This window comes from Lactiplantibacillus nangangensis, assembly GCF_005405065.1.
Classification (GTDB): domain Bacteria; phylum Bacillota; class Bacilli; order Lactobacillales; family Lactobacillaceae; genus Lactiplantibacillus; species Lactiplantibacillus nangangensis.
Map to the genome: position 1 here is coordinate 47,847 of NZ_BJDI01000017.1, position 21,384 is coordinate 69,230.

Annotated in this window: 19 protein-coding genes; 6 read left to right on the forward strand and 13 right to left on the reverse strand. The window is 43.9% G+C overall.

Annotation, left to right across the window (positions count from 1 at the left end):
• Positions 1–96: 96 nt before the first annotated feature.
• The gene (locus tag FFM70_RS12390; RefSeq protein WP_137617160.1) at positions 97–1,614 is read right to left on the reverse strand and encodes a hypothetical protein; all 1,518 of its coding nucleotides are present in this window, start codon (positions 1,612–1,614) and stop codon (positions 97–99) included.
• Positions 1,615–1,912: 298 nt separating this feature from the next.
• Here FFM70_RS12390 and FFM70_RS13885 point away from each other — a divergent pair, with 298 nt between their 5' ends.
• The 3 genes from FFM70_RS13885 (at position 1,913) to FFM70_RS12410 (ending at position 4,461) form a co-directional block, all read left to right on the forward strand.
• Positions 1,913–2,800 carry a hypothetical protein gene (locus FFM70_RS13885; protein ID WP_171002373.1) on the forward strand — a complete coding sequence of 296 codons (888 nt, stop codon included), beginning with the start codon at positions 1,913–1,915 and terminating at the stop codon, positions 2,798–2,800.
• A gap of 321 nt (positions 2,801–3,121) precedes the next feature.
• Positions 3,122–3,973: a hypothetical protein gene (locus tag FFM70_RS12405; protein ID WP_223877496.1), complete on the forward strand. Its 852-nt coding sequence runs from the start codon at positions 3,122–3,124 to the stop codon at positions 3,971–3,973.
• A gap of 2 nt (positions 3,974–3,975) precedes the next feature.
• Positions 3,976–4,461 carry a hypothetical protein gene (locus FFM70_RS12410; protein WP_137617162.1) on the forward strand — a complete coding sequence of 162 codons (486 nt, stop codon included), beginning with the start codon at positions 3,976–3,978 and terminating at the stop codon, positions 4,459–4,461.
• 501 nt (positions 4,462–4,962) lie between these two features.
• Here the strand turns inward: FFM70_RS12410 and FFM70_RS13980 are convergent.
• The 3 genes from FFM70_RS13980 to FFM70_RS12420 form a co-directional block, all read right to left on the reverse strand.
• On the reverse strand, positions 4,963–5,478 hold the full coding sequence (locus FFM70_RS13980) for a transposase (RefSeq protein WP_223877497.1): 516 nt from the start codon (positions 5,476–5,478) through the stop codon (positions 4,963–4,965).
• 312 nt (positions 5,479–5,790) lie between these two features.
• On the reverse strand, positions 5,791–6,018 hold the full coding sequence (locus tag FFM70_RS13985; RefSeq protein ID WP_223877498.1) for an IS110 family transposase: 228 nt from the start codon (positions 6,016–6,018) through the stop codon (positions 5,791–5,793).
• A 410-nt stretch (positions 6,019–6,428) separates the two neighbouring features.
• Positions 6,429–8,123 (reverse strand): oleate hydratase, encoded by a 1,695-nt coding sequence (locus FFM70_RS12420; RefSeq protein ID WP_137617163.1) that lies wholly within the window; start codon positions 8,121–8,123, stop codon positions 6,429–6,431.
• 207 nt (positions 8,124–8,330) lie between these two features.
• Here FFM70_RS12420 and FFM70_RS12425 point away from each other — a divergent pair, with 207 nt between their 5' ends.
• A complete protein-coding gene (locus FFM70_RS12425; RefSeq protein WP_171002374.1) occupies positions 8,331–9,143 on the forward strand; it encodes an HAD family hydrolase in 813 nt (270 codons plus the stop codon).
• A gap of 159 nt (positions 9,144–9,302) precedes the next feature.
• Positions 9,303–9,983, forward strand: coding sequence for a DUF6198 family protein (locus tag FFM70_RS12430; protein WP_479686842.1), 681 nt, complete (start codon positions 9,303–9,305; stop codon positions 9,981–9,983).
• A gap of 81 nt (positions 9,984–10,064) precedes the next feature.
• Here FFM70_RS12430 and FFM70_RS12435 read toward each other — a convergent pair whose 3' ends face one another.
• From FFM70_RS12435 to FFM70_RS12475, 9 genes are all read right to left on the reverse strand, one after another.
• Positions 10,065–10,520, reverse strand: a complete 456-nt coding sequence (locus FFM70_RS12435) for a nucleoside 2-deoxyribosyltransferase (protein WP_137617165.1) — start codon at positions 10,518–10,520, stop codon at positions 10,065–10,067.
• A gap of 93 nt (positions 10,521–10,613) precedes the next feature.
• Positions 10,614–11,171 (reverse strand): helix-turn-helix domain-containing protein, encoded by a 558-nt coding sequence (locus FFM70_RS12440; RefSeq protein ID WP_137617166.1) that lies wholly within the window; start codon positions 11,169–11,171, stop codon positions 10,614–10,616.
• A gap of 189 nt (positions 11,172–11,360) precedes the next feature.
• The gene (locus FFM70_RS12445) at positions 11,361–12,233 is read right to left on the reverse strand and encodes an aldo/keto reductase (protein WP_137617167.1); all 873 of its coding nucleotides are present in this window, start codon (positions 12,231–12,233) and stop codon (positions 11,361–11,363) included.
• A gap of 312 nt (positions 12,234–12,545) precedes the next feature.
• Entirely contained in the window at positions 12,546–13,520 is a 975-nt protein-coding gene (locus tag FFM70_RS12450; RefSeq protein WP_137617168.1) for an alcohol dehydrogenase catalytic domain-containing protein, read from the reverse strand.
• Positions 13,521–13,537: 17 nt separating this feature from the next.
• A complete protein-coding gene (locus FFM70_RS12455; protein WP_137617169.1) occupies positions 13,538–14,722 on the reverse strand; it encodes a CynX/NimT family MFS transporter in 1,185 nt (394 codons plus the stop codon).
• A gap of 60 nt (positions 14,723–14,782) precedes the next feature.
• Positions 14,783–15,082 (reverse strand): ArsR/SmtB family transcription factor, encoded by a 300-nt coding sequence (locus tag FFM70_RS12460; RefSeq protein WP_137617170.1) that lies wholly within the window; start codon positions 15,080–15,082, stop codon positions 14,783–14,785.
• A gap of 79 nt (positions 15,083–15,161) precedes the next feature.
• A complete protein-coding gene (locus FFM70_RS12465; RefSeq protein ID WP_137617171.1) occupies positions 15,162–16,394 on the reverse strand; it encodes an MFS transporter in 1,233 nt (410 codons plus the stop codon).
• A gap of 66 nt (positions 16,395–16,460) precedes the next feature.
• Complete coding sequence (locus FFM70_RS12470; protein ID WP_137617172.1) at positions 16,461–16,742, reverse strand: hypothetical protein; 282 nt, start codon at positions 16,740–16,742, stop codon at positions 16,461–16,463.
• 90 nt (positions 16,743–16,832) lie between these two features.
• Positions 16,833–18,314 (reverse strand): glycoside hydrolase family 1 protein, encoded by a 1,482-nt coding sequence (locus tag FFM70_RS12475; protein ID WP_223877499.1) that lies wholly within the window; start codon positions 18,312–18,314, stop codon positions 16,833–16,835.
• A 489-nt stretch (positions 18,315–18,803) separates the two neighbouring features.
• On the opposite strand from FFM70_RS12475, the gene FFM70_RS12480 reads away from it, so the two are divergent.
• Complete coding sequence (locus FFM70_RS12480) at positions 18,804–21,263, forward strand: SH3 domain-containing protein (protein WP_137617174.1); 2,460 nt, start codon at positions 18,804–18,806, stop codon at positions 21,261–21,263.
• Positions 21,264–21,384: the final 121 nt, after the last annotated feature.

Below are 21,384 nucleotides of genomic sequence, written 5' to 3' on the forward strand. Positions count from 1 at the left end.
GTAGGCCATCACTCATTTTGAGCGTCATGGCCTACCTGTTTTTTGACTTATTTTTATCGCTATGACAGTTGTCTAAAACTCACCCAAAGGTAACCGTTAGTCCGTTAAGAGCATCTTCAACTGTGCTAAAGCAGCTTGGTGATCACCAACACTGTGCTTTGCAATGTAGTAATACGCCAACGTTTCTTGCGTTAAGGCCTGTTTGGGTGCCGATAGCTGATAAGCTTGATCAAACCGCTGGATAAACGTCGTCATATCTGGACTGGCTGCTAATTCACGGTGACAAAATTCACGCAACTCCGACCGTTTGAGTCGTGTCCGCGCAATACCGGTCAATTGTGGTCGCTCAGCTAAGCGCTTGGTCAGCTGTTTTAATAGCTCCGGCTCAGCGTGGCCCTTTAACCACGCCTCAATCGTGGCCGGCGTCGTTAGTTGTGCCGCTTGTTGAAACCACGCTAACGTTAACTTGGCCGCCCAACGCGTCCCTAATAACCGTTGCCAGTCGGCCAATTGATCGGCACTGTGATGATAGTTCCAACCCCAACAACTGTTGTAAACATCATCATAGAAACGGGTCGTCTGTCGCTGATCGAGCTGGCGCGTCAATTGATTTAAATCAGTAACAAATTTCCGGTCAAGCATGGCTAAACGTCGAACTTGAATTTGGCCCGTTTGCGCATATTCAATCACCATCAAGCTAAACTGGTAAGAATTGACTAGTGGTCGCTTCAAGCTAGGCGCTTTCACTTGATCAAACGTCTGCTTAGCCACTACTCGCGTTGGGCGCTGGACAATGATGCCCGCGAGTTGCCGCAAATATTGCCGATACGCTTGACTCTGCCGTAAATCCTGTTCATCCGCCTGAGCCACTTGCTGGGCCGTTGCGCGAGCGTGTTGTTGCGCCACAATGACTTTCTCAGCCTCAGCCACTTCCTCAGCCTTAATCGTGTCAGCTTCTAGTTGTACCAAGTCGTCATAGGTCTTCAACGTTGGCTTTAAAGCTGTCAGTGGTAAAATCTTCGTGCGATGTTTTAAATAAGTCGTCACCGTTTGGCTCGTAGTTTGCCGAACAGCTCTTGCCTGTGCTTGATGTGTTTCAGGCAGCTTCGGTAGCCAAGGTTGCTTGAACATAATCGCTGGCACCACCGGCACTTGCGCGGTCAAATCCTGATATTGTGCGACGGCGTAAAAGTTATCTTCCGTCGTAATGACCATCAAATAACGCGTTTCAGCGTTCATAAATTTCTTAACACATTCGGAACCGACGATTAATTCGCGCTGATCATGCTTATTTTGCACGTGATATTCATAGCGCACCGGCTTATGGCATAGTTCACAATGCTGCCATTGGCGCCGATTATTGCTCGGGTTAATCACATAGGGCAAACTTGCCAACAGCTGCCACTCGTGGCTACAAGCAGTCAACCAAGCCGCATGATCGTGCATGATGAGATTGCGGACCGTATCTAATAAGAAGTCACTATCCACTTTGACCGTCACGTGCTCACGCAATAACCCGCTGATCTGCTGCAAAGTCGTGCTCCGCCGGGCTTGTTCGCTCAGTCGAAAAAAACGATTTTCCGCAGGCGTAATTAAAGTTGTGATTGCAGGCATCTGGCCCACCCCTTTCAAAAAAATCCTTTATTAGCATAGCATAATCACCGGTATTTCTTGACTTGTACGTTTCAATTTTATCAAGGTGTAATGTATAGTCCTGAAAAGCACGAGTTTATACATGGCCACAATTAACGTCAAATAGCAACTTCAAAATTCGGTATAAAGTCGTTAATTATAATAACTACGCCAACCTGATATTTTAAAACAATTATTGATAATAATATTGTAAAAATATAATTAAGGCACTAGACTGTCCCTGTAACAAAGAAAGAGTTATCCAAGGGGGATTCTAGATATGAAAAAAATTAAAACTTTACTTGCAACCGTTGCTTTAGCTTTACCCATGGCAGTTACACCGCTGGCACCAGCCGCAACTTTAATTGCCAACGCTTCAACGACTAAAGCCGCTAAAGGAACAACTTACACGCTAGTTAAAGCCCCAACTTTAAAAAAGACCAATTATCACGTCACCAAGTCAGGTTTGACGCTCGAAAAGGCCGTTTTCGGCGCCGATAAGTCGACGGCCACCTTGACCCCAACTAAGACGAAATTAGCCGCTAAAACCACGTATACGACCACTAAGGCCATCGAGCTTTCCACTGGTAAGAAAGGCGCTAAACCGACGACTTACTACTTGCTCAAAACGAGTAAGGGCACCACACTTGGCTGGGTCAAAGGAACTAGTTTAGCCGCTGGGGCTTATGCGACACCTAAAACAAAAGCAGCCGCTAAATCAACTAAAAAGGTTGCTAAAAAGGCAACTACTCCAGCTAAAGCCAAGAAAGCGACCGCTAAAAAAGCACCGGCCAAGACTAAAAAAGTTGCCACTAAGAAAGCAACTAAAAAGGTGACTACTAAGAAAGTCACCAAAAAGATCGCACCCAAGAAAGCAACCGTAAAGAAGACCACGGCTAAGGCCACAACTTTACAGTTGACTAAAGAAGCCACAGCAACTAAAAAAGGCCTTACCGCAGTCAAAGCAGCCACCTACTACAAGGCAGCCTTCGCCGCTGACCGCCCAACTGTTACCCTAACTAAAGCCGGCAGCCTCAAAGCTGGTAAGACTTACCATGTAACTAAAGCATTCTACGCTAAGACCAGTCCTAAAGCCGCTGCCCATGAATACGTCTTCTTAACTGGCGCCGGCTGGACTGCCACCGCTGGTTTAAAAACCGCTAAATAGGCTCTTTTAATCTTGATCGGCATAAGTAAAACGACCCCGTTTATTAGCAACGGGGTCGTTTTATAGCGGTTATACTTTAATAAAACAACTTTTTATTAACCCACCAAATCATTATAATACTGAAATACTCGAAGAGCTTTAACCGAAATCAACAAGCATATTGAAACCATAAAATAAGTTATTATGTTTATATAAAAGTACCAATATACGATTAAAAAAATTAGTAATGTGATATAACTAACAAAGTCAAGAAAAAGCGCTTACACTATGATAGAATTAATTTGTGAGGGATTATAAAAACATTTCAGGGGGGAAACACAAATGACTATACATTATCATCGCACACTAGTTTATGCCACAAGTTTGATGGCGTTTTTTTTAGCTATCTTTTTTGTTGATGCGAGTGCAAATTCAATAACGGAGGAGAATATCGATAGCGCCTATGAACAAGGAATCTTATCCGGGAAGATAAATCCAAGCACATATAGTAAAAGCGCTTTTCAATACACGTATGAACAAGGATTAGGTCTATATACACAACAAAGAGATAGTCTGGTTAACATCAGTTATGATGATTGGTTGAACAATGTCAACTATGGCGCTATGCCAGATGGATCAGGGGTTGATCCTAATTCGGTCAAAATTGAGCCACGATCTGCTACCGGAAACATCGAAAGATTTGTAAAAGATATTCGTAAAGGAGATATTATAATCGTAAATAGTGCTGGATTTGGGCATGCTGCGATTGCCACCACTAACAATTGGATTATAGAAATGAGTGGTGGTGGGAATATTATTAATTGGACTAAAACTGGTATCCCCGATAACAATCATCAATTTAGGACTCGAGATTGGGCAAAGAACCACATCAAAAATTGGATAGAAATCTGGCGTCCACGCAATGGTATCGGAAGCAGCGCGGCAACATATGCTGACGCTACATTTTGGAGCAGTACTCATGGTACCAAGAAGAATAGGCATATCACTTATGGAATTGTTGCTGGGCCACGAACCACGAATCCAAATTATTGTTCTAAGATGGTTTGGCAATCATTTTGGTTTGGAACTGGCAATAAAAACGTTGCAACAGGGACACCTGCATTTATCACACCAAAAGCTCTTCCAACATACTTTTATAAATCTTATGCTCCTTACAAGGTTGGAAGGTACTAATCATGAGAGTCATCATCCGACGGCATAAATTAATCAGCATATCAGTTATTATCGCTTTGTTACTTGTCGGAGCTATTTCTGGGATCTGGGCAACTAGTGCCTATAAACGCTATCAAGCCCAGCGAGTCATGGAAAAAGTTTTAAAGCAACAAGGTTATCCCGCTGACACTCGTTATGAACGTGTTAGTTTCAAGTTAACTGGCAATGAATTATTCAGTGGTGTTGGCTACTATGAATATGGCTTTTCTAATCAAAAGACATTGACCGTAAGCCATAAGTATTTTAACTATTTACACAAAACCAGCAACCACCTAACCGTCAAGAACTCGCCAATTATTTATCGCGTGGCCGTTTTTCCACCAACTGCTAAAGTGAACAAGTGGACGGCCAGATTATATCTGGATTCAATAGACAGTCCAAATGGTATTGATCACTATATCGAAAAATTGAATGCTTCTTCTGATCAGGAAATTCAATCGATTCGTTGATCTCAGTCACCAAAATTTATAGATTCAAGTTAATTATGATGCCATTTTCCCTCACCTATCAAATCATTTTACAAAATAGTACCAAAGACATACTAAGATTAGCTTCGTAAGATCAAACGGTCTTACGGAGCTTTTTTGAGTTACAGTGAAGATGAAGCTAAAGTCGCACATAGACTCTTGGATTTCGAATCCGTAATATAAAACGATTTCCGTTATTTTCATTTCTAATTCAGTTCTAAGTATGTTGTTCTTCGAGACCGTGTTTAGGAAATTAGATTCGAGAAAATGAAAATTACGCTTGCCTGTATTTAGGAGGTTATAATTTGAATCAAATCGATGTTATTGGTATTGATGTTCCTACCTCCAGTCAAGGGTCAATCGCCAAGAATTTGAACTGGTGGCAATGTTGATTTTGAACTTGGCATTGGGGTTTAGTTTTTATAAACGGTTACCTTATTTCAGGGTGCAACTGTTAGAATGTAAACATAAGATAGTGATATCTTATTGGACCTCGAGTCCGTGGTATGAGTAATCATACTTTTGGTTAGCTTTCACCATGGTTAAAAGACATTTGAGCGTCTTATTCATGCAGGCTACCCGTGCGACCTTATCCGGTTTTGGATGAGGTCCTTTTTTTAATCGGTAATAATAGTTAACAATGTGATTGGGCGCAGCCGCTTGTTGTTTGATCATACTGTCTACCACAACATAACGAACAGCTCGTGCTTTGGCATCACCCCGCTTATTGATATGGTCTTGACGAGTATATGTGCCGGATTGATAACGATTGAGGTCTACGCCTACATACGCGTTCAGCTTACGATTATTAGTAAATCGCCGCATGTCACCGACTTCACCAATCCGTTCGGAAGCAGACAATGGACCAATTCCAGGCATACTGGTCATCACATCGAATTCAGGCAAAACTTTAGCTTCAGCCACCAATTGTTTGTTAGTTTTTTCGGCTTGGACTGTCAGCTCATATAATAACTTTGCGTAGTAACGAACTTCATTCACTTGGATACTGTCAGCATTGTATGCTGGATAGCTGATATGTGCATAGTGTATTAACTCTTTAGCGCGTCGCAGTGCTTTGACATTTGAGATTTTTTTGTGGTGCTTTTCAACAGAATATTCTTAATCTTTGTCTGAGAAAGCCCAATGACTAAATCAGGATGTGGAAATAGGCCAACAACGTTGAGTGCAAGTTTAGAGAGCCGATTAGAGAATAGGTGTTTTAACTCAGGGAAGGTTTGTTGGAGAACCGCATGAAGTAATGTACGCTGGTATTTGATATTCTTCTGTATGTGTAAATAAAAACGGGTTAACTCACGAATTCGTTGATAAGTCATCAGTAAATTGATGAGAATGTGATTGTGGGTATTGAATACCGTACTGGGCAATCTTTTTGGCATCAGTACGATCTGTTTTTAATCGTCTCAGGGTACTGATTTGAAAGTGTAAGCTTAGTGGATTCAATTCCACGTAAGCTAGTTGATTAGCCTCACAAAAGGCTTTGACGGGCCGTGAGTAGACACCAGTTGATTCAAAATAAATTACAAGACTAGTTTAACGAGGAAACAGTATCATGTAATGTACAAAATCCTGTTTGTGTGTGAGAAGATACAAAATTACGAATACATTTGTCGTCGTGAGAAGCGGCACAGTGACTTTTTCCCATCGAAACATCAATCAATAACATCAATTTGATTCAAATTATAACCTCCTAAATACAGGTAAGCGTAATTTTCATTTTCTCGAATCTAATTTCCTAAACACGGTCTCGAAGAACAACATACTTAGAACTGAATTAGAAATGAAAATAACGGAAATCGTTTTATATTACGGATTCGAAATCCAAGAGTCTATGTGCGACTTTAGCTTCATCTTCACTGTAACTCAAAAAAGCTCCGTAAGACCGTTTGATCTTACGAAGCTAATCTTAGTATGTTTCTAAAACTCAATTTTTAATCAAATAACTTCTTAGTAGCTTTCATCAAGGTCTTAGGATCCTTGTCGTAACGTGGTGTCTTGACCAAGTTCTCCATTGGAACCCCTGCAAAGTGATAAGCCGCAATTTCACCAGAACGAACCGCACTTTGTTCAGTGAAGATCATTTGGTAAGGTTGTTCAGCAAATTCACCTGTGAAGGCTAAGTTTGTTGAATGCTTTGGCAATACTTCTGGCCGGTCAGTCTTGGCACGGTTGTTGAAGAGTGCGGAAGCATATGGCATGTAAACTGGAATGTTGTTGATGATACTGTCCATGATTTCCTTTTCCTTATCCTTGATGTTGCCAGGACCAGGATCAACCTTGGAGAGTTGACCAATTAATTCTTGTGCCATTTCCTTACCAGTCATCTTAATGTATGGCTTATGAACGAATTCACCTTGCCGCCGTGGATAGAGGAAGTAGCCCCAAAGCACAGTTTCATTAGGATTTTGAGTGGTAAAGTGTGGTTGATGATGAACCACGATCGACATGTTGACATCCTTTTGGTTCAACGGCGTGATTGGCGTAGTTGATAAGAAGGAGTTCAATGCGTTCCCTGGTTCCTGAGTCGTAATCCGCACAATTTCGTTTAAGAACAAATGGTTCTTAGTCGTCAAAGTGAAGCTGACCCATTCACTGGCACTCCGATCGTTGAAGAACTTGTCCGGCGTCCCTAAGTTGTAGAAGCGTTCCGTGGCTTTCTTCCAAAGTGCGGCACTGATCCCATATTCCATGTTTTCAGGTGCTGGCGTATTGAAATCACCCATGGTTGCGGAGTCGGTAATTGAGCCGTTGGTAAAGATAACCGCCGTGTCGTCGTCAACTTCAACGTCTTCGACTTCACCGGATTTAACATCCTTCACTTTTAGCCCAGTGACCGTGATCTCGTCTTGCATGTCAGTGTCTTTAAATTGCCAGTCTTCCACGATCTTGTTGTCGATGAAAGTGACATCTTGGCCTTGTAAGTACTTGATCAATGGTTCGATCATACTTTCAAATTGGTTGTAACGGGTCCGGTTAACCCCAACTAAATGTTCAATTTGTGTAAATTCATAAATCATTTGATGCATGTAACGACGTAGTTCTTGTGCTGAACTTTGGGTTCTGAACGCAAAAGTCGTTTCCCACATATACCAGAAGTTAGTCTGGAACATATGTGGATCATCCTTGAAGTAGTCGGCAATTGAAACATTGTCGAGCTTTTCTTCTTCGTTATCCGGCATCAAAATCAACTTCGTCAGCAATTCGCGGTCTTTATTGTTAAAGCCCATCTTGCTGGCATTGATAATCCCTTTGCCACCTTGTAATAAGCGGGCTTTGTCAAAGGTGCGGTGCTTCGAATCGAAGTCACGCGTATCTTCGGCTGCCGTCATTCCTGGTTCCGTCACTGATGGAATCCGGTCCAAGACGTCCATGAGGTCAACATAAGTCCGGTAATTTAACATCCGGCCACCACGGGCAACATACCCAGTTGTGTTTTCCATTGGATGTTCCTTGTTCCAATATTCATTCGTGAAATCAGTTGTAATCCCACCATCATTGGCACCATGCATATCAACACCGTAGAAGGTAATATCTTTACCATCCCAGTGGCCATCTTGAATCAGATAAACCGCTGCGGCCATGTTTGATAGCCCTGAACCAATCATAATTGCTTTACTTTTAACCATAAATAACGCCCCCAAATTCGGTTTTTGTTAACGCTTACAGGTCCATTATACAACTTGGATATCAATTGTCTAGTTTGAACTGAAAATTTTTAATTATTTTCATAAAAATGCCGTCAGACCGGACTTTTGTCCCAATCATAAATTTAATAATAAAACGATTTGCACGCAATCAGGTCTAGTATAATGAAGATGACTAGGAGGAATTTCATGCAGACTTACTTAATTTTTTCTGATGTCGACGGCACCTTGATGATCGATCATACCCGTCTGACAACGACAACCAAACAAACGCTCCATCAAGTGATGTCGCTTGGCCATCACTTTTATATTGCTAGCGGCCGAATGTTACCGTTGGCTCGCCAAGCAGCTGAACAAATCGGTGGTCCCGTCAAAATCATTGCCGCTAACGGGGCCACTTTCGAACAAAACGACTCATTAGTCACCAGCTTTCTCACTGCCGACCAACTCGACAAAATTTACGAGATCGTGCTCGGCTATAACTGTAAAGTCTTCTTCTTTGAAACGAACCGCCTCTATTATACGGGCGACGAAGAACCGTATGCCCGTGACGCGGCCAAGGCCAACGTCGTCGACATGCCAAACTTACACGCCATGCCATTAATCGGCCCGGAAATGTTACCTAACTTGGCGGGACACATTACCAACGCCATTGCTTATGGACTTCCGGCCGATCTAGCCTTGGTTCGAATCGCACTCGCCCAACAGACTAACTTAAACATTGCTAGTTCGAGCCCCCACAATTTAGAACTGATTCCACACGGGATCGACAAAGCGACCGCCATTACTGCCATTCAAGCGGCAACGGGCATTGACCGTGACCACACGATTGTTTTTGGTGACAACTTAAATGATCTCGGCATGTTCAAAGTCGCTAAACACAGTGTGGCAATGGGCAACGCAGCGGACATACTCAAAGAAGCCGCCAGCGATATTACCCTGCCTAACACACAGGACGGGGTCGCCGTTTACTTGCAAGACTTCTTTAACTTAACGAAGTAACTCCCAAAACACCACCAATATCGCCGCTAAAATGCCAAGCTTAGGCTGCGCTTAAGAATCGTTGCCACTTATTAAAAATTATGTGACCAGTGACTAAGCCTGTTATTCGACCATTCGGCGCGGTATGATAATCCTTGTGACTTTTTAGGAGGATTTATTTTGACTCATGACCAACCAACTGCTGGTAATTCGTTAACCGCACGAATTGCCGCCTTAATTTTCAGTTTAGTTTTAAACGCTTGCGGTAACGCCCTCTGTATCACTTCCAACGTTGGGAGTGGGATTTGGACTGCCTCAGCCGTAAATATGAACGAAGCCTTTGGTTTAGACGTTGGCTTGCTTTTATTTCTAATTGGCCTGATCAATGCCATTACCAATCAGCTACTCATTCGTCGTTTAGATCTCAAACGGTTTGTCGGTGAAATCATCTTCGTCTTGTGCTTTAGCTATTTTGTTGACCTATTTACGGCCGCCTTTACCACGCTTGGCATCCCAAGTCTGCCCTGGCTAGTGCGCATGTTCATTTCAATTTTAGGTGTTTCAACTTTTTGCGTGGCCATCTCAATTTACCAACGGGCGAATCTATTCATGCATCCAAACGATGACACGACTAATATTTTGCGCTTTATGTATTTAAAAGGTAATGCGACTGCCTCACAATTAATCGACTTTGTGCCACCAATCGTGATCATGGCAATCACCTTTACAATTACTCACCGTGTTGACGCCGTGAACGTCGGGACCTTTTATTCATTCTTAATGAATGGCTTCCTCATCGCAACGGCCGACCGCTTGGTTTTTCCAAAGTTGGTCCACAATTTTAAGATCAAACGTGACTAACCATTAAGACTCAAATAGGGCTTCAGAAATTTAGTTAAAATTTCTGAAGCCCTATTTTTTATTTTGACCAATCATTCAATTTTAACGAATGGCGCCGGTATATTGAAAGGCATTCGAGGTCGGATCTTGTAGAAAGGCTTTTAAGTCAGCCATATTTTCAATCGTTGCTTTGCCAGACTTGGCTAACATCACATTAAAGGTCCCACCAGCCAGTGTTTCAGCGTAATAGGCAACGGGAATATCTAAGCCAAACGCCGTCCCAGTTTCCCAGATTGTCCCGGTATCAAAATCATCGATCACCGCAACGACCAACTGTGCCTGCTTTAAATGCGCCACATTATCTGCAAAAACCGCATTACGATCGGCTTCCGTTGCATCTGGTGTTAAATCAATGCCATCTAAACGTGGACTATAATAAGTCAATTCCAACTCATTCATGAGTTGCTCAATTTTGGCGAGTCGTTCTGGCTCACCCGCCGTAAACCAAGGTCCCGCTAAATAAATCGCCGGCTGATCACTTTTAAGTCGTGGTTTCATTTTATCCAACCTCTCTTACACAATATCTTCCCATTCTAGTCGTTATCACTTGATAAACACAAGCTTTACTTCACTTGGCACTGCTACAAATCCTTAGCTCGGATAGCGCACTGCACCAAGCGCTAGTAACGCGTTCAACCGTTGCTCGTTGTCCGCATCAAGGATAATGCCGTTTTTTTGCATGCACTTGCTGACACCTAAATAGAGCCGTCTCAAAACGGCTAAATTAGAGCCAGAGCGCTGATTGATCAATTCAGTATAATAAGATGCTAAGAGCTCACGTAATGGTCGGTCTTTTTCCGGATCCAGATTTGCCACAATTTCAACAATTAACCCTGTTGCCACGCGGGCTTTGGATTGACCACTTGTGTCCCATTTGATTTCTGTCATCTTGTTAGAACTCCTCTTGTGAAACAGCCAACTGAACACTGGCTTTTTCGGCGTAGCCGGTTTTAAGTCCAACAACTCATCCGTCGAGACTTGGAACAATTGACTTAACCGGACTAAATTTTCGATATCCGGATAGCTTCGTCCCAATTCCCACTTGGAAATTGTTTGCCGTGAGAGTTGTAACTGACTTGCCAAGTCTTGCTGCGACCAGCCGTGTTCGTCACGCTGTGCTTTGATATTTTTACCAACTGCTATTTTCACAATAACCGTTCTCCATTCCGATTGAAATCCTAAATCGTGCACTAATTCGTTGCGTCCCGCTAAATGTGCCCGCAACGCTACATTGCGCCTTGACCTGACGCCTATTTTAAAGTATCTTCTCAAATAAGTATACGCGTCTATCGGTCAAAAAAAGCGAGCTAAGTCAGCAAACTTAGCTCGTCGAAAGGTTTATTTAGAACTCAATTGACTTAATTCATTGAAATCAGCATCCGAAAGCACCACATTCGCAGCAGCGACATTGTCTGCCAAATGGTCAACTGAACTCGTTCCTGGAATTGGCAAAATTGCCTTAGAACGCTTCAATAACCACGCAAGTGCAATCTGAGCCGGACTAACTTCATATTTTTGTGCCATCGTGGTCAATGGACTGCCAGCCTCAGCTAATTGCCCAGTTGCCAGTGGGAACCATGGTAAGAACGCCATGTGTTGTGATTCGGCATAGGCTAACACGTCATCATCGCGATGATCAGCGACATTGTACAGGTTTTCGACCGCATCGATTTTGGCAACCTTTTGCGCTGCTTTAATCTGCTCAACCGTCACTTGGCTTAAACCAATGTGCTTGATCTTACCTTCGTCTTGTAACTTTTTCAGCTCGCCAACTTGGTCAGCCACCGAAAAATGGGTATCGATCCGATGTAAGAAAACCAGATCTTCATGATCCAAACCGAGCGTCATCATTGACACTTCAACTTGTTGACGTAAATAGTTAGGTTCACCATGTGGCGTCCAAATGTTTGGCCCTTGCCGGGTTTGACCGACCTTATCTGAAATGAAAATTTGGTCCCGGTTAGCGGCCCCTTTTAAGCCCGCTGCCAAATAGCGGTCGGCGAACCAAGGCCCGTATGAATCGGCCGTATCAAAAAAGTTGATGCCATAGTCCAACGCCTTTTTGATCACTTTGATCCCAGCTTCAGGGTCCTTGTATGGACCCCAAGTCCCAGGTCCAGTTAATTGCATCGTCCCATAACCTAAACGATTAATTTTAAACGTGTCGTCAAATGCATAAGTTCCTGCATTCGCTGCATTAAGTGTTGTCATCGAATCGCTCCCATCATTTTTATGAACACCCTCAATTTAGCTGCTAAACTAACGATCAGTCAATTATTCTGTTCATTACTTTGATTTTAGTTTAATAGATGCCGTTGGCCGCGACTTAGATTGGGTTGGATCGCCAACCAAGGTCAATAGCCCTGTTGCGACTAAAACAACTGCGATAATTTGTAAGATTGCCATGCTAAATCCCTCCGCTTTAAAATTGATAAAACAGAGTATACAAGGTTCTAGTTACTCGAAGGCAAGCAATTAGCGGCTAAAAAGCCATTTTTTTAATTTTAAACTAAAAACCGTTGTCTAGTCAGGGATTAGAACAATTTTAGCTTTCGTTTGACCCTTTTCCAACAACTGATGCGCACGAGCTGCTTGTGAAAATGGCAATACTTCCAGTTGATCATCGAGGAGTTTCCCTTGAGCCATCAGCTGATTGAGTACCTTACCCGCAGCCTGGAGTTGGGCTAAGGTCGCATGACTAATCACGAAACCACGAATCGCTTGCTGCTGCGTATAAAATTGACGCACATCAAACGTAAATTGATTTGCGACTGGCGCCGTAATCAACCCAATTCGACCACCTAGTCCTAACAAGGCTAAATTCGTCGCTAAAAGCACTTTTCCTGAGGTATCGACAATGGCAGCGACCCCGGCTGGCCGAGCTTGCGCGACTAGACTAGCAAAATCAGCATGATAGTCAAAACACTTAATGCCGCCAATCGCCCGTAACCGATCAAAATCACGTGGATTAGCGGTCGTTAGCACTTGGGATTGCATCGCTGCCGCCACTTGCACCAGTTTAGTCCCCACATGACCGGCGGCACCTTCAATCAAAACTGTTTCATCAGGTTGGACCTGTAAAATTGATTGCAACAAGATTACCGCCGTTGCCGCTGAGTGCACCGCACCAACCAACTGTTTTGGCTCAACGCCAGCCGGAACGTGAAACAGGCGTGCCGCTGGAATCGCAGCGAAAGCACTGGTAATTCCTGGCCGACCGGCATAGCCCATACTATTAGTCCACACGAGCTGGCCAACCTGAAACTGATTAACTTGAGCGCCAACGGCCACAATCGTACCGACTGCATCCCGACCGATGACCGCGGGATAATTCAGCTCAGTTTTAAATCCGCCACTGCGCACAAATGTATCAACATGATTGACGGCAACTGCCTGAACTTTAATTAGGACTTCAGTGTCACTAATTTGTGGCACTGGTAACTCTCCAATTTGGATCTCATCAAATGACCCAGTCTTTCGAATATACGCTGCTTGCATCTAACTTAGCCCTCCATTTAATCGTAAATTGAAACGTGCCGTTGTAAAATCACGCCACATAACGTTAACAACCCTGAGAAGATAATGGCTAACCATAACACCAAAGTCCAACCGACATGACTGCCCAACCAACCAAATGCTACTGGTCCGAAAGCCGCGAGTAAATACCCCGCCGACTGCGCCATTCCTGACAAATCGGCCGTTTCAAAACCATTAGTCGTCTTTTGCGTAAAGAAAACCACTGCTAAACTGAACGCTGCGCCAGAGCCTAAGCCAATTAAAATACATAAAACAACCGCCAAGCTCAAATTTAACCCGGGCAATAATATTCCAGCCGTACCAGCCATAAAACCGACACCAATTACCGTGATCATGGTAATAACCCCAGATTTTTTACCAGAAGTGACAGGAACTAAAAACGACATTGGCAACCCACTGAGTTGCATGAGCGTCACTAAATTGCCAGCAGCAACCAAGCTAAAGCCCCGTGCGACAAAAATCGTTGGCAACCAAGTTAGTAATGAGTAGTACACTAGCGCCTGCAACCCGAAGAACGCGGTCACAATCCAAGCTAATGGGAGCCGCCAGACACTTGGCCGTGGCGTGGACTGCGCTTGACGATTTGGTGTCACCGGCGCCCGGTGATTATATTTCAAATTAGGTGTCCAAACGACGAGGTTTAAAAGTCCGATGACCGAAAGTACCGCCATGGTGATGGGCAAAGACCAATGTGCGGCCATAATGCCCGACAAGCCAGTTCCTAATGACCCCACAAAGACCATCGACAACGTATAACTGCTCGTTGCTAATTCAATTCGCTGTGGAAAGTTATCCTTAATAATCGCTGGGATCAAAACATTGCCACCATCGACCCCAATGCCGACCAATAGCGTCCCAATCAACAACAACGGAATTGCAGGGAGAACCCGCAAGTAACTTCCGACTGCCAACACGATCAGCATGATATAAATTGTCCACTCATTGCCAAAGCGATGTCCCCAGCGGGCAATCAACGGTGACATAATGGCAAAAGTGAGTAAAGGAATCGTGGTAATCAGCCCAGCCATGGAACTGGGTAAGCCTAACTCTTGTTTCATTGCACTGATCAAGCCTGGCATCATAGTGATCGGTAACCGCATGTTGGTTGCGGCTAAGACCATGCCTAAAGCAAGATAGCGACTATGTTGGTGCGTTTTCGTCATTGATAATATCACCTTTCTACATTTTTTAGTTCGATAACTATCGAACTAAAAGCTTAAAAATTACAGGGTTGCCAAGAACCCTGGTAAGTAACGGTCAAAAGTCGCTAGCTGTAGCGATAAGTATTTGGTTTGGGCAACTTGGCGCGTATTGGTTAAACCGACTAATCGAAGTGCTTTAAAATGATAAGACACCGTAGACTTGCTAATATTTAACTGTTCCCCCACTTCATTGCAAGTCATTTCACGCGATGTTTGATAAAGTACCCGGATAATCCGTAACCGATTTTGCTCAGCTAATGCCTTGAAAATTGCCACGCGTCGCTGATCCTCAGCGGCTGAATTTGCTTGTTCGATATTCATGAAACTAAGTATACCCGTCTACCCCAAAATCGGCAATAAAAAAATGATCAGTCGATAATTTGACTGACCATCTTCAGCGTCATTGAACTGCCTGACGATTGTTTTTCCAAATCCCTGGCACCAGCCAGAGAATCAATAACAAGTTAATTAATAGCACAACTGCAGTTAGAATAAAGACGGAATTATAGTCGAAAATCCCCGCAATCACGCCGCCAGCAAACGCGCCAACCATATTCCCAATTGCTTGGAAAGACTGATTATAACTAAAAATCGTTGACGTTAAATGTACGGGTGTATTCTTAGTCAGCATCGTTTGTATCTCTGGAAACAATGCGCCATCAGAAATCCCGATAGCGAACCGTAAAAAGCCCAAAATAACGACACTCGACACTAACCCCTGTGGGAAATACATCACCACGGCAAAGATATAACCGAAGAGTAAGACTCGACCAGAGCCGTGTTGATCACCGTATTTGCCTAACCTTGGCGCCGCGATAATATTTGAGATCCCCGGTAAGGCGGCGATAATCCCGGCAACCACCGTAATTGGCCCAACATTATGCATCAACTGCTTCACATATAGACTGATAATTGGTGCAATTGACGCATTCCCCATTTGAACGATCATCGTTGAACACAACATCATAATGATTAGCGTTGGGTTCTTGAAAGCCGCTAGCGGGTTACGACTCTCGCCCGGTTGCCGATGATGTTCGACCGGCTTGAAATGCTCTTGCACAAAGACCAGACTCAATAGGAACGCCACCATCAATAGGCCAGCGGTAATGAAGAACGTATTTCGAATTGAAAAGAGTTGTGCCAACACGCCACCAATTACCGGACCAAAAAGCTGTCCACTAACCGCACCCGTAATAAGGGTACTCAACGCATGACCACTGTATTTCCGTGGTGCCTGTGAGGCAACCAGCGCTTGGGCATTCGAAATAAAGCCAGCGAAGACCCCTTGTAGTGCTCGTAAGGCAACTAATTGCCACACACTGGTCACAAAGCCCATCAACCCCATTGCAATCGCCATTCCTAGCGATGCGCGCAGTAACATGATCTTACGGCCCTTTTTATCCGCAATGATGCCCCATAACGGCGCCGAAATCGCTGCAATGGCATAATCTGCGGCATAAGCTAAACCGCTATAAAAAGTCACTTGTTGTTTATTAAAATCGCCTAATTGACTCACGAATAATGATAGAAATGGCATAATTTCACTAAAAGCCATCCCAGCAACAAACGTGCAAAACCATAGCACAATCAAATTACGATGCCACGGCCCACGTTCGCGTTCTGCGTCGTCCACGAAAGTCATCTCCAAATTAAAAGGTCAACTAATTTTCAGTAAGTAGTTGTCATGTTAACAAGCTTATCACATTTTTATAGGCTTGGTGACACTTAACTTTGCACAGTGCTGGACTTGATGATGACTTTTTGACAAGGCACTCGCCACCAAACGGTCAATGCCCATAGGCCAAAAAATAACCGTTACGATCGTGTTAAATGCCGTCAAATAGTACATCAACCAAGTTAAAAATCGCTCTGTGACGAGTTTGCTTCCATTTAAACATTGCTCAACAAAAGACTGCGCATAATTTCTGCCTTTGTTTATAGTAGAAAAATGCCGGATAACAATTACCCAGTAATTTTCCATTAAGTCGACTATTTCCCGGGAAATAATCCATTGTGTCTAAAAAACGACCCATCATCAACCCTCGGCCAACGATGTGTCGTCTCACTAATTTCAGTTCAATTTTTGTGTCACGACCGGGTTTAAATCTGCACCATTCGATGCAATAACTTGCCGGTACCAGTAAAAACTCTTCTTAGGAATTCGCTTAAAGTCACCTTGCTCTTGATCATTACGGTTGACGTAGACGAAGCCATAGCGTTTAGCCATTTGGCCAGTTCCGGCTGACACCAAATCGATACAACCCCAGGGCGTATACCCAATCAGGTCCACCCCGTCATCAATCGCGGCGTGCATCGCTTCGATATGTTCTTTCAAATAAGTAATTCGATAATCATCATTAATCTGACCATCGGCCGTCACTTCATCGCGGGCACCTAGGCCATTTTCAACAACCATCACTGGAATACCATAACGGCCATAAACGTCATTTAAGTAGACACGTAACCCGGTAGCATCGGTGCTCCAACCCCATTCGCTATATTTTAAGTAAGGATTTTTAGCGCCAACGGTCATATTGCCAGCCGATTCAGCTTTACTTGGATCAGCGGTCCGCGTGTTGGAGGAGTAGTAACTAAACGAGTAAAAGTCAACTTTACCTGCTTTTAAGGTTGCCGTATCTTCCGGTTCCGTTTGTAAGTGAATATGGTGTTCATCAAAGTAACGTTTGGCAAAATAAGGATAAACCCCGCGCACTTGAACATCGCCACAGAACCAATTATTCATGGCCATCTCTTGCTGATTCAGTAACACATCAGCTGGATCTGGCGTCAATGGATAGCTCAAACTGCCGGCAATCATACAACCGACCCAGTTGTCCGGATTGATTCGGTGAGCCAGCTGAACAGCCTTAGCGCTCGCTAAAAATTGATGGTGTAGTGCTTGAAAACAGTCCTGACGTCTCTCGTCCGTCACTTTACCACCAAACATTGGCTCGCCGTCTTTCAATGGGAGTCCTGCACCGACATAGCCGCCACTCATCATGATCAAGATGTTAATTTCATTAAAGGTTAGCCAGTAATGGACGAGGTCTTTATACGCTAAGAAAATCGTCTTACAGTAGTTAACGTAAAAATCGATGACACGGCGATCTAACCAACCTTGATATTTCTGAGTTAGATGATACGGCGTTTCATAATGTGAAATCGTGACGATCGGTTCGATACCATAATCACGACACTGTTCAAAAATCTGACGATAAAAGTCCAAACCGGCTTGGTTCGGTTCTTCATCATCGCCATTCGGAAAGATCCGTGACCAGGCGATCGACATCCGATAAGTGTTATAACCCATTTCATGCAGTAATTTTAAATCCTCACGCCAATGGTGATAGAAATCACTCGCCTGATGTGATGGATAGAACGTATTTGGTTGTCGTGTCGCGGTAAATTGCCGGGGCGTCTCAAAAGTTCCCCCAGTGACCATATCAGCGGTACTTGGTCCCTTACCATCAACGTTCCAAGCCCCTTCAATTTGATTAGCGGCCGTCGCGCCACCCCACAAGAAGCCTTTGGGAAATGCAGTTGTCAATTCAATCACCTTTTCTAACTTGATAAAAACTATTCTTTTCGGTATGAATACGCTTACATTTACCATCATACCGATTTTCTAAAGTCGGTGCAACTGGAAGTTTAACAGTTTGAACGTTGTTTGCCTGATAAATTAGGTTTTACAATTGACTTAACTAACACTTGAACGAGCCAGTTTCATGACTGGCACCTGCTAACTACTTAGAAATTAGCCTCATCATAATTATCCACAGTATGACTTATTTTTGCGATTCATTTGAGGGTGCCATCCTAGTTCACTTAAAAAGTATTGGTCAGTTCGCGTGATTAAACGCCTTGCTATCGCTATTTTTTCTCAATTTATTGATATTTAAAAGCTAATATCAAGTTTATTTAAACTAAACCATCATCGCGAGCCTTCTACATTTGGTTATTTCATAATACGCCCTTGCTAATTGGTCCTTAAAACTCCTATAATTAAATTTGTATTAGTAAAAATAAAGGGACGTGCAATTATATGAATTTTCACTCACAAGGTCCAATTAATCTCAATAAGACCGAACATTTCAAGCTCTATAAATCTGGTAAGCTTTGGCTAGTTGCCGGGTTAACCGCATTTTCAATCATGGGCGGCGCTTTAGTTAGCCAGCCAGTTGCGCAAGCGGATACCGTGGTCGCCGCTAAAGCCCAAGCCACAACTAGCAACGCGACTAGTCAAGCAACAAGTGCCACTGCAACAAGCACTGCCACCGCTAGCCAGGCTACTAGTGCCGCAACCAACAAGGCTAAAACTGTTCAAGCCACAAGCGCTAGCGCAACCAGCACCGCAACAACAACTAGCCAAGCTGCCAGTGCTGCGACTAGCAAAGCTGCACCTCAGGCCGCTAGTGCCGCAGTAACGAGCCAAGCGCCTAGTCAGGCTGCCCAAAGCGCCACTGCTAAAGTTTCAGCCACCAAAGTTGAAACACCTAAAGCCACTAGCGCTGCTAGTCAAGCGCCTGCAGTATCGTCTGCTGCTAGTTCAGCCGCTGCTAAGCCAGCCGAATCTACCGCACCAAGCAAAGTTGATCCACAAACCAAGACCGATATTTGGACCATTGGTGATACCACGCGTCCAAGCGTGGATGCCGTCGATGTGGCTTCTTATCAAAGCGCCATGACCCAAAAAGACTTCAACACTTTGAAATCATTAGCCGTTAAAACCGTCGTCGTCAAAGCCACTGAAGGCACAACATACGTGAACGACGCAGCGGTTAACCAAGCTAAAATGGCTAACAAAGCTGGCTTGAACGTTGATTTCTATCATTACGCCACTTTCAATACTGCCAGCCAAGCTAAATCCGAAGCCACTAACATGGTCACTTTCTTAAACACTAATAAAGTGTCTAAAAAAGTCCTCTTATTCGCTGACATGGAAGCCAGCAGCACCCACACCGTCAACGCAGAAGCTAACTTGAATGCTTTCTGGAACACTTTGGATGTCGCTGGTTATACTAACCACGGGGTCTATACTTCTAATACTTACTTATATCGTGATGCCGTCATCCGGACAGTTGGCACCTCACGCGTTTGGCGTGCTCAATATCCATACTCACCTGCAAGTAACAAGTTATGGAACACGACCGATGGCGCATGGCAATTTTCTTCAACGACTCATTTGCCTGCCGGATCCGATTATACCGGCTACTTAGATGTTAGTCATAATTACAACGGGCTACTTGAAGACAGTGCCGGCACCGCAACGTTTGAAGGCAACAAGGCTGCAACAACGACAACTGCCAGCGCAGATAAAGTTGCCAATTCTCAAAAAGCCTATACCACTAAATCAGTCAAGGGCACTTATAAATTTACGAAAACAACGGCCATCAAGAGCGCTGCGTCAACTTCTGCGAAGACCGTGGGCCATTATTACAAAGGCAACACCGTTAATTATATTGCCAAATTGAGTAACGGCACCAACACTTGGTTGAAGTACGTCAGCTACGACGGCTCAGACCACTACGTTGAATTACCAACGGTCAGCCACGCTAAACCAGCAACCAGCACTAAAACGGTCACGAAGCACGTCACTGGCTGGTATACCTTTAAAAAGAACACGGCAATTAAATCAGCCGCAAGTGACAGCGCTAAAACTGTTGGCACTTACGATAAAGGAAACCGCGTTTATTACAACGCTCAAGTGACTGAAGGTGGTCAAACTTGGTTACGCTACCTCAGCTACGGTGGCGCCCAACATTACGTCAAAATTAGTTCAGCAGCAACCAACACTAAGACTACCAGCAACACTAAAGAAACGGTCCAAGCCGTTAAAGGAACTTACAAGTTCTCAGCTGCCACGGCCATCAAGTCCGCTGCCAGTGATAACGCCAAAACAGTTGGCACTTACTATAAGGGCAATACCGTTAACTACAATGCTAAAGTCACTAAAAATGGCCAAACTTGGTTACGTTATTTGAGCTATAGTGGCGCGCAACATTATGTTAAAGTTGGCACGGCCTCAGCCGCAACTAGTACCAAGACTACTAGCAACGCTAAAGCAACGGTCCAAGCCGCTAAAGGGACTTACAAGTTTTCAGCTACCACGGCCATCAAGTCCGCTGCTAGTGATAATGCCGCGACGGTTGGCGCATACTATAAAGGCAATACCGTCAACTATAATGCTAAGGTCACGAGTAATGGCCAAACTTGGTTACGTTATCTCAGTTATAGTGGTGCCCAACATTACGTTAAGGTCAGTGGCGCAACGACTAGCACCGCGGTTAAAAACGCCAGCAACGTAAAGAACACCACTGGTCGTTATACGTTCAAGACCACCACGAATATTCGGACAGCCGCTAGTTTGAAAGCTTCAATCACTGGCACTTATCATGCTGGTGAATCCGTTTATTACATTGGAACCGTCTCTGCAGATGGCTACCAATGGTTGAAATACCTTGCCAACTCTGGCGCTTACCACTTTGTCGCTGTTGTTGACTAACTGTTCCATTTATTAAAACGTTAACAAAAAGTCCCGCGATTAGCTTTGTACTAGTCCCTGTCAAGTTGACAGATGAAATAATATAATTTTGCGAGTGTTGCTTAAGCGGCTTCACTGCGGT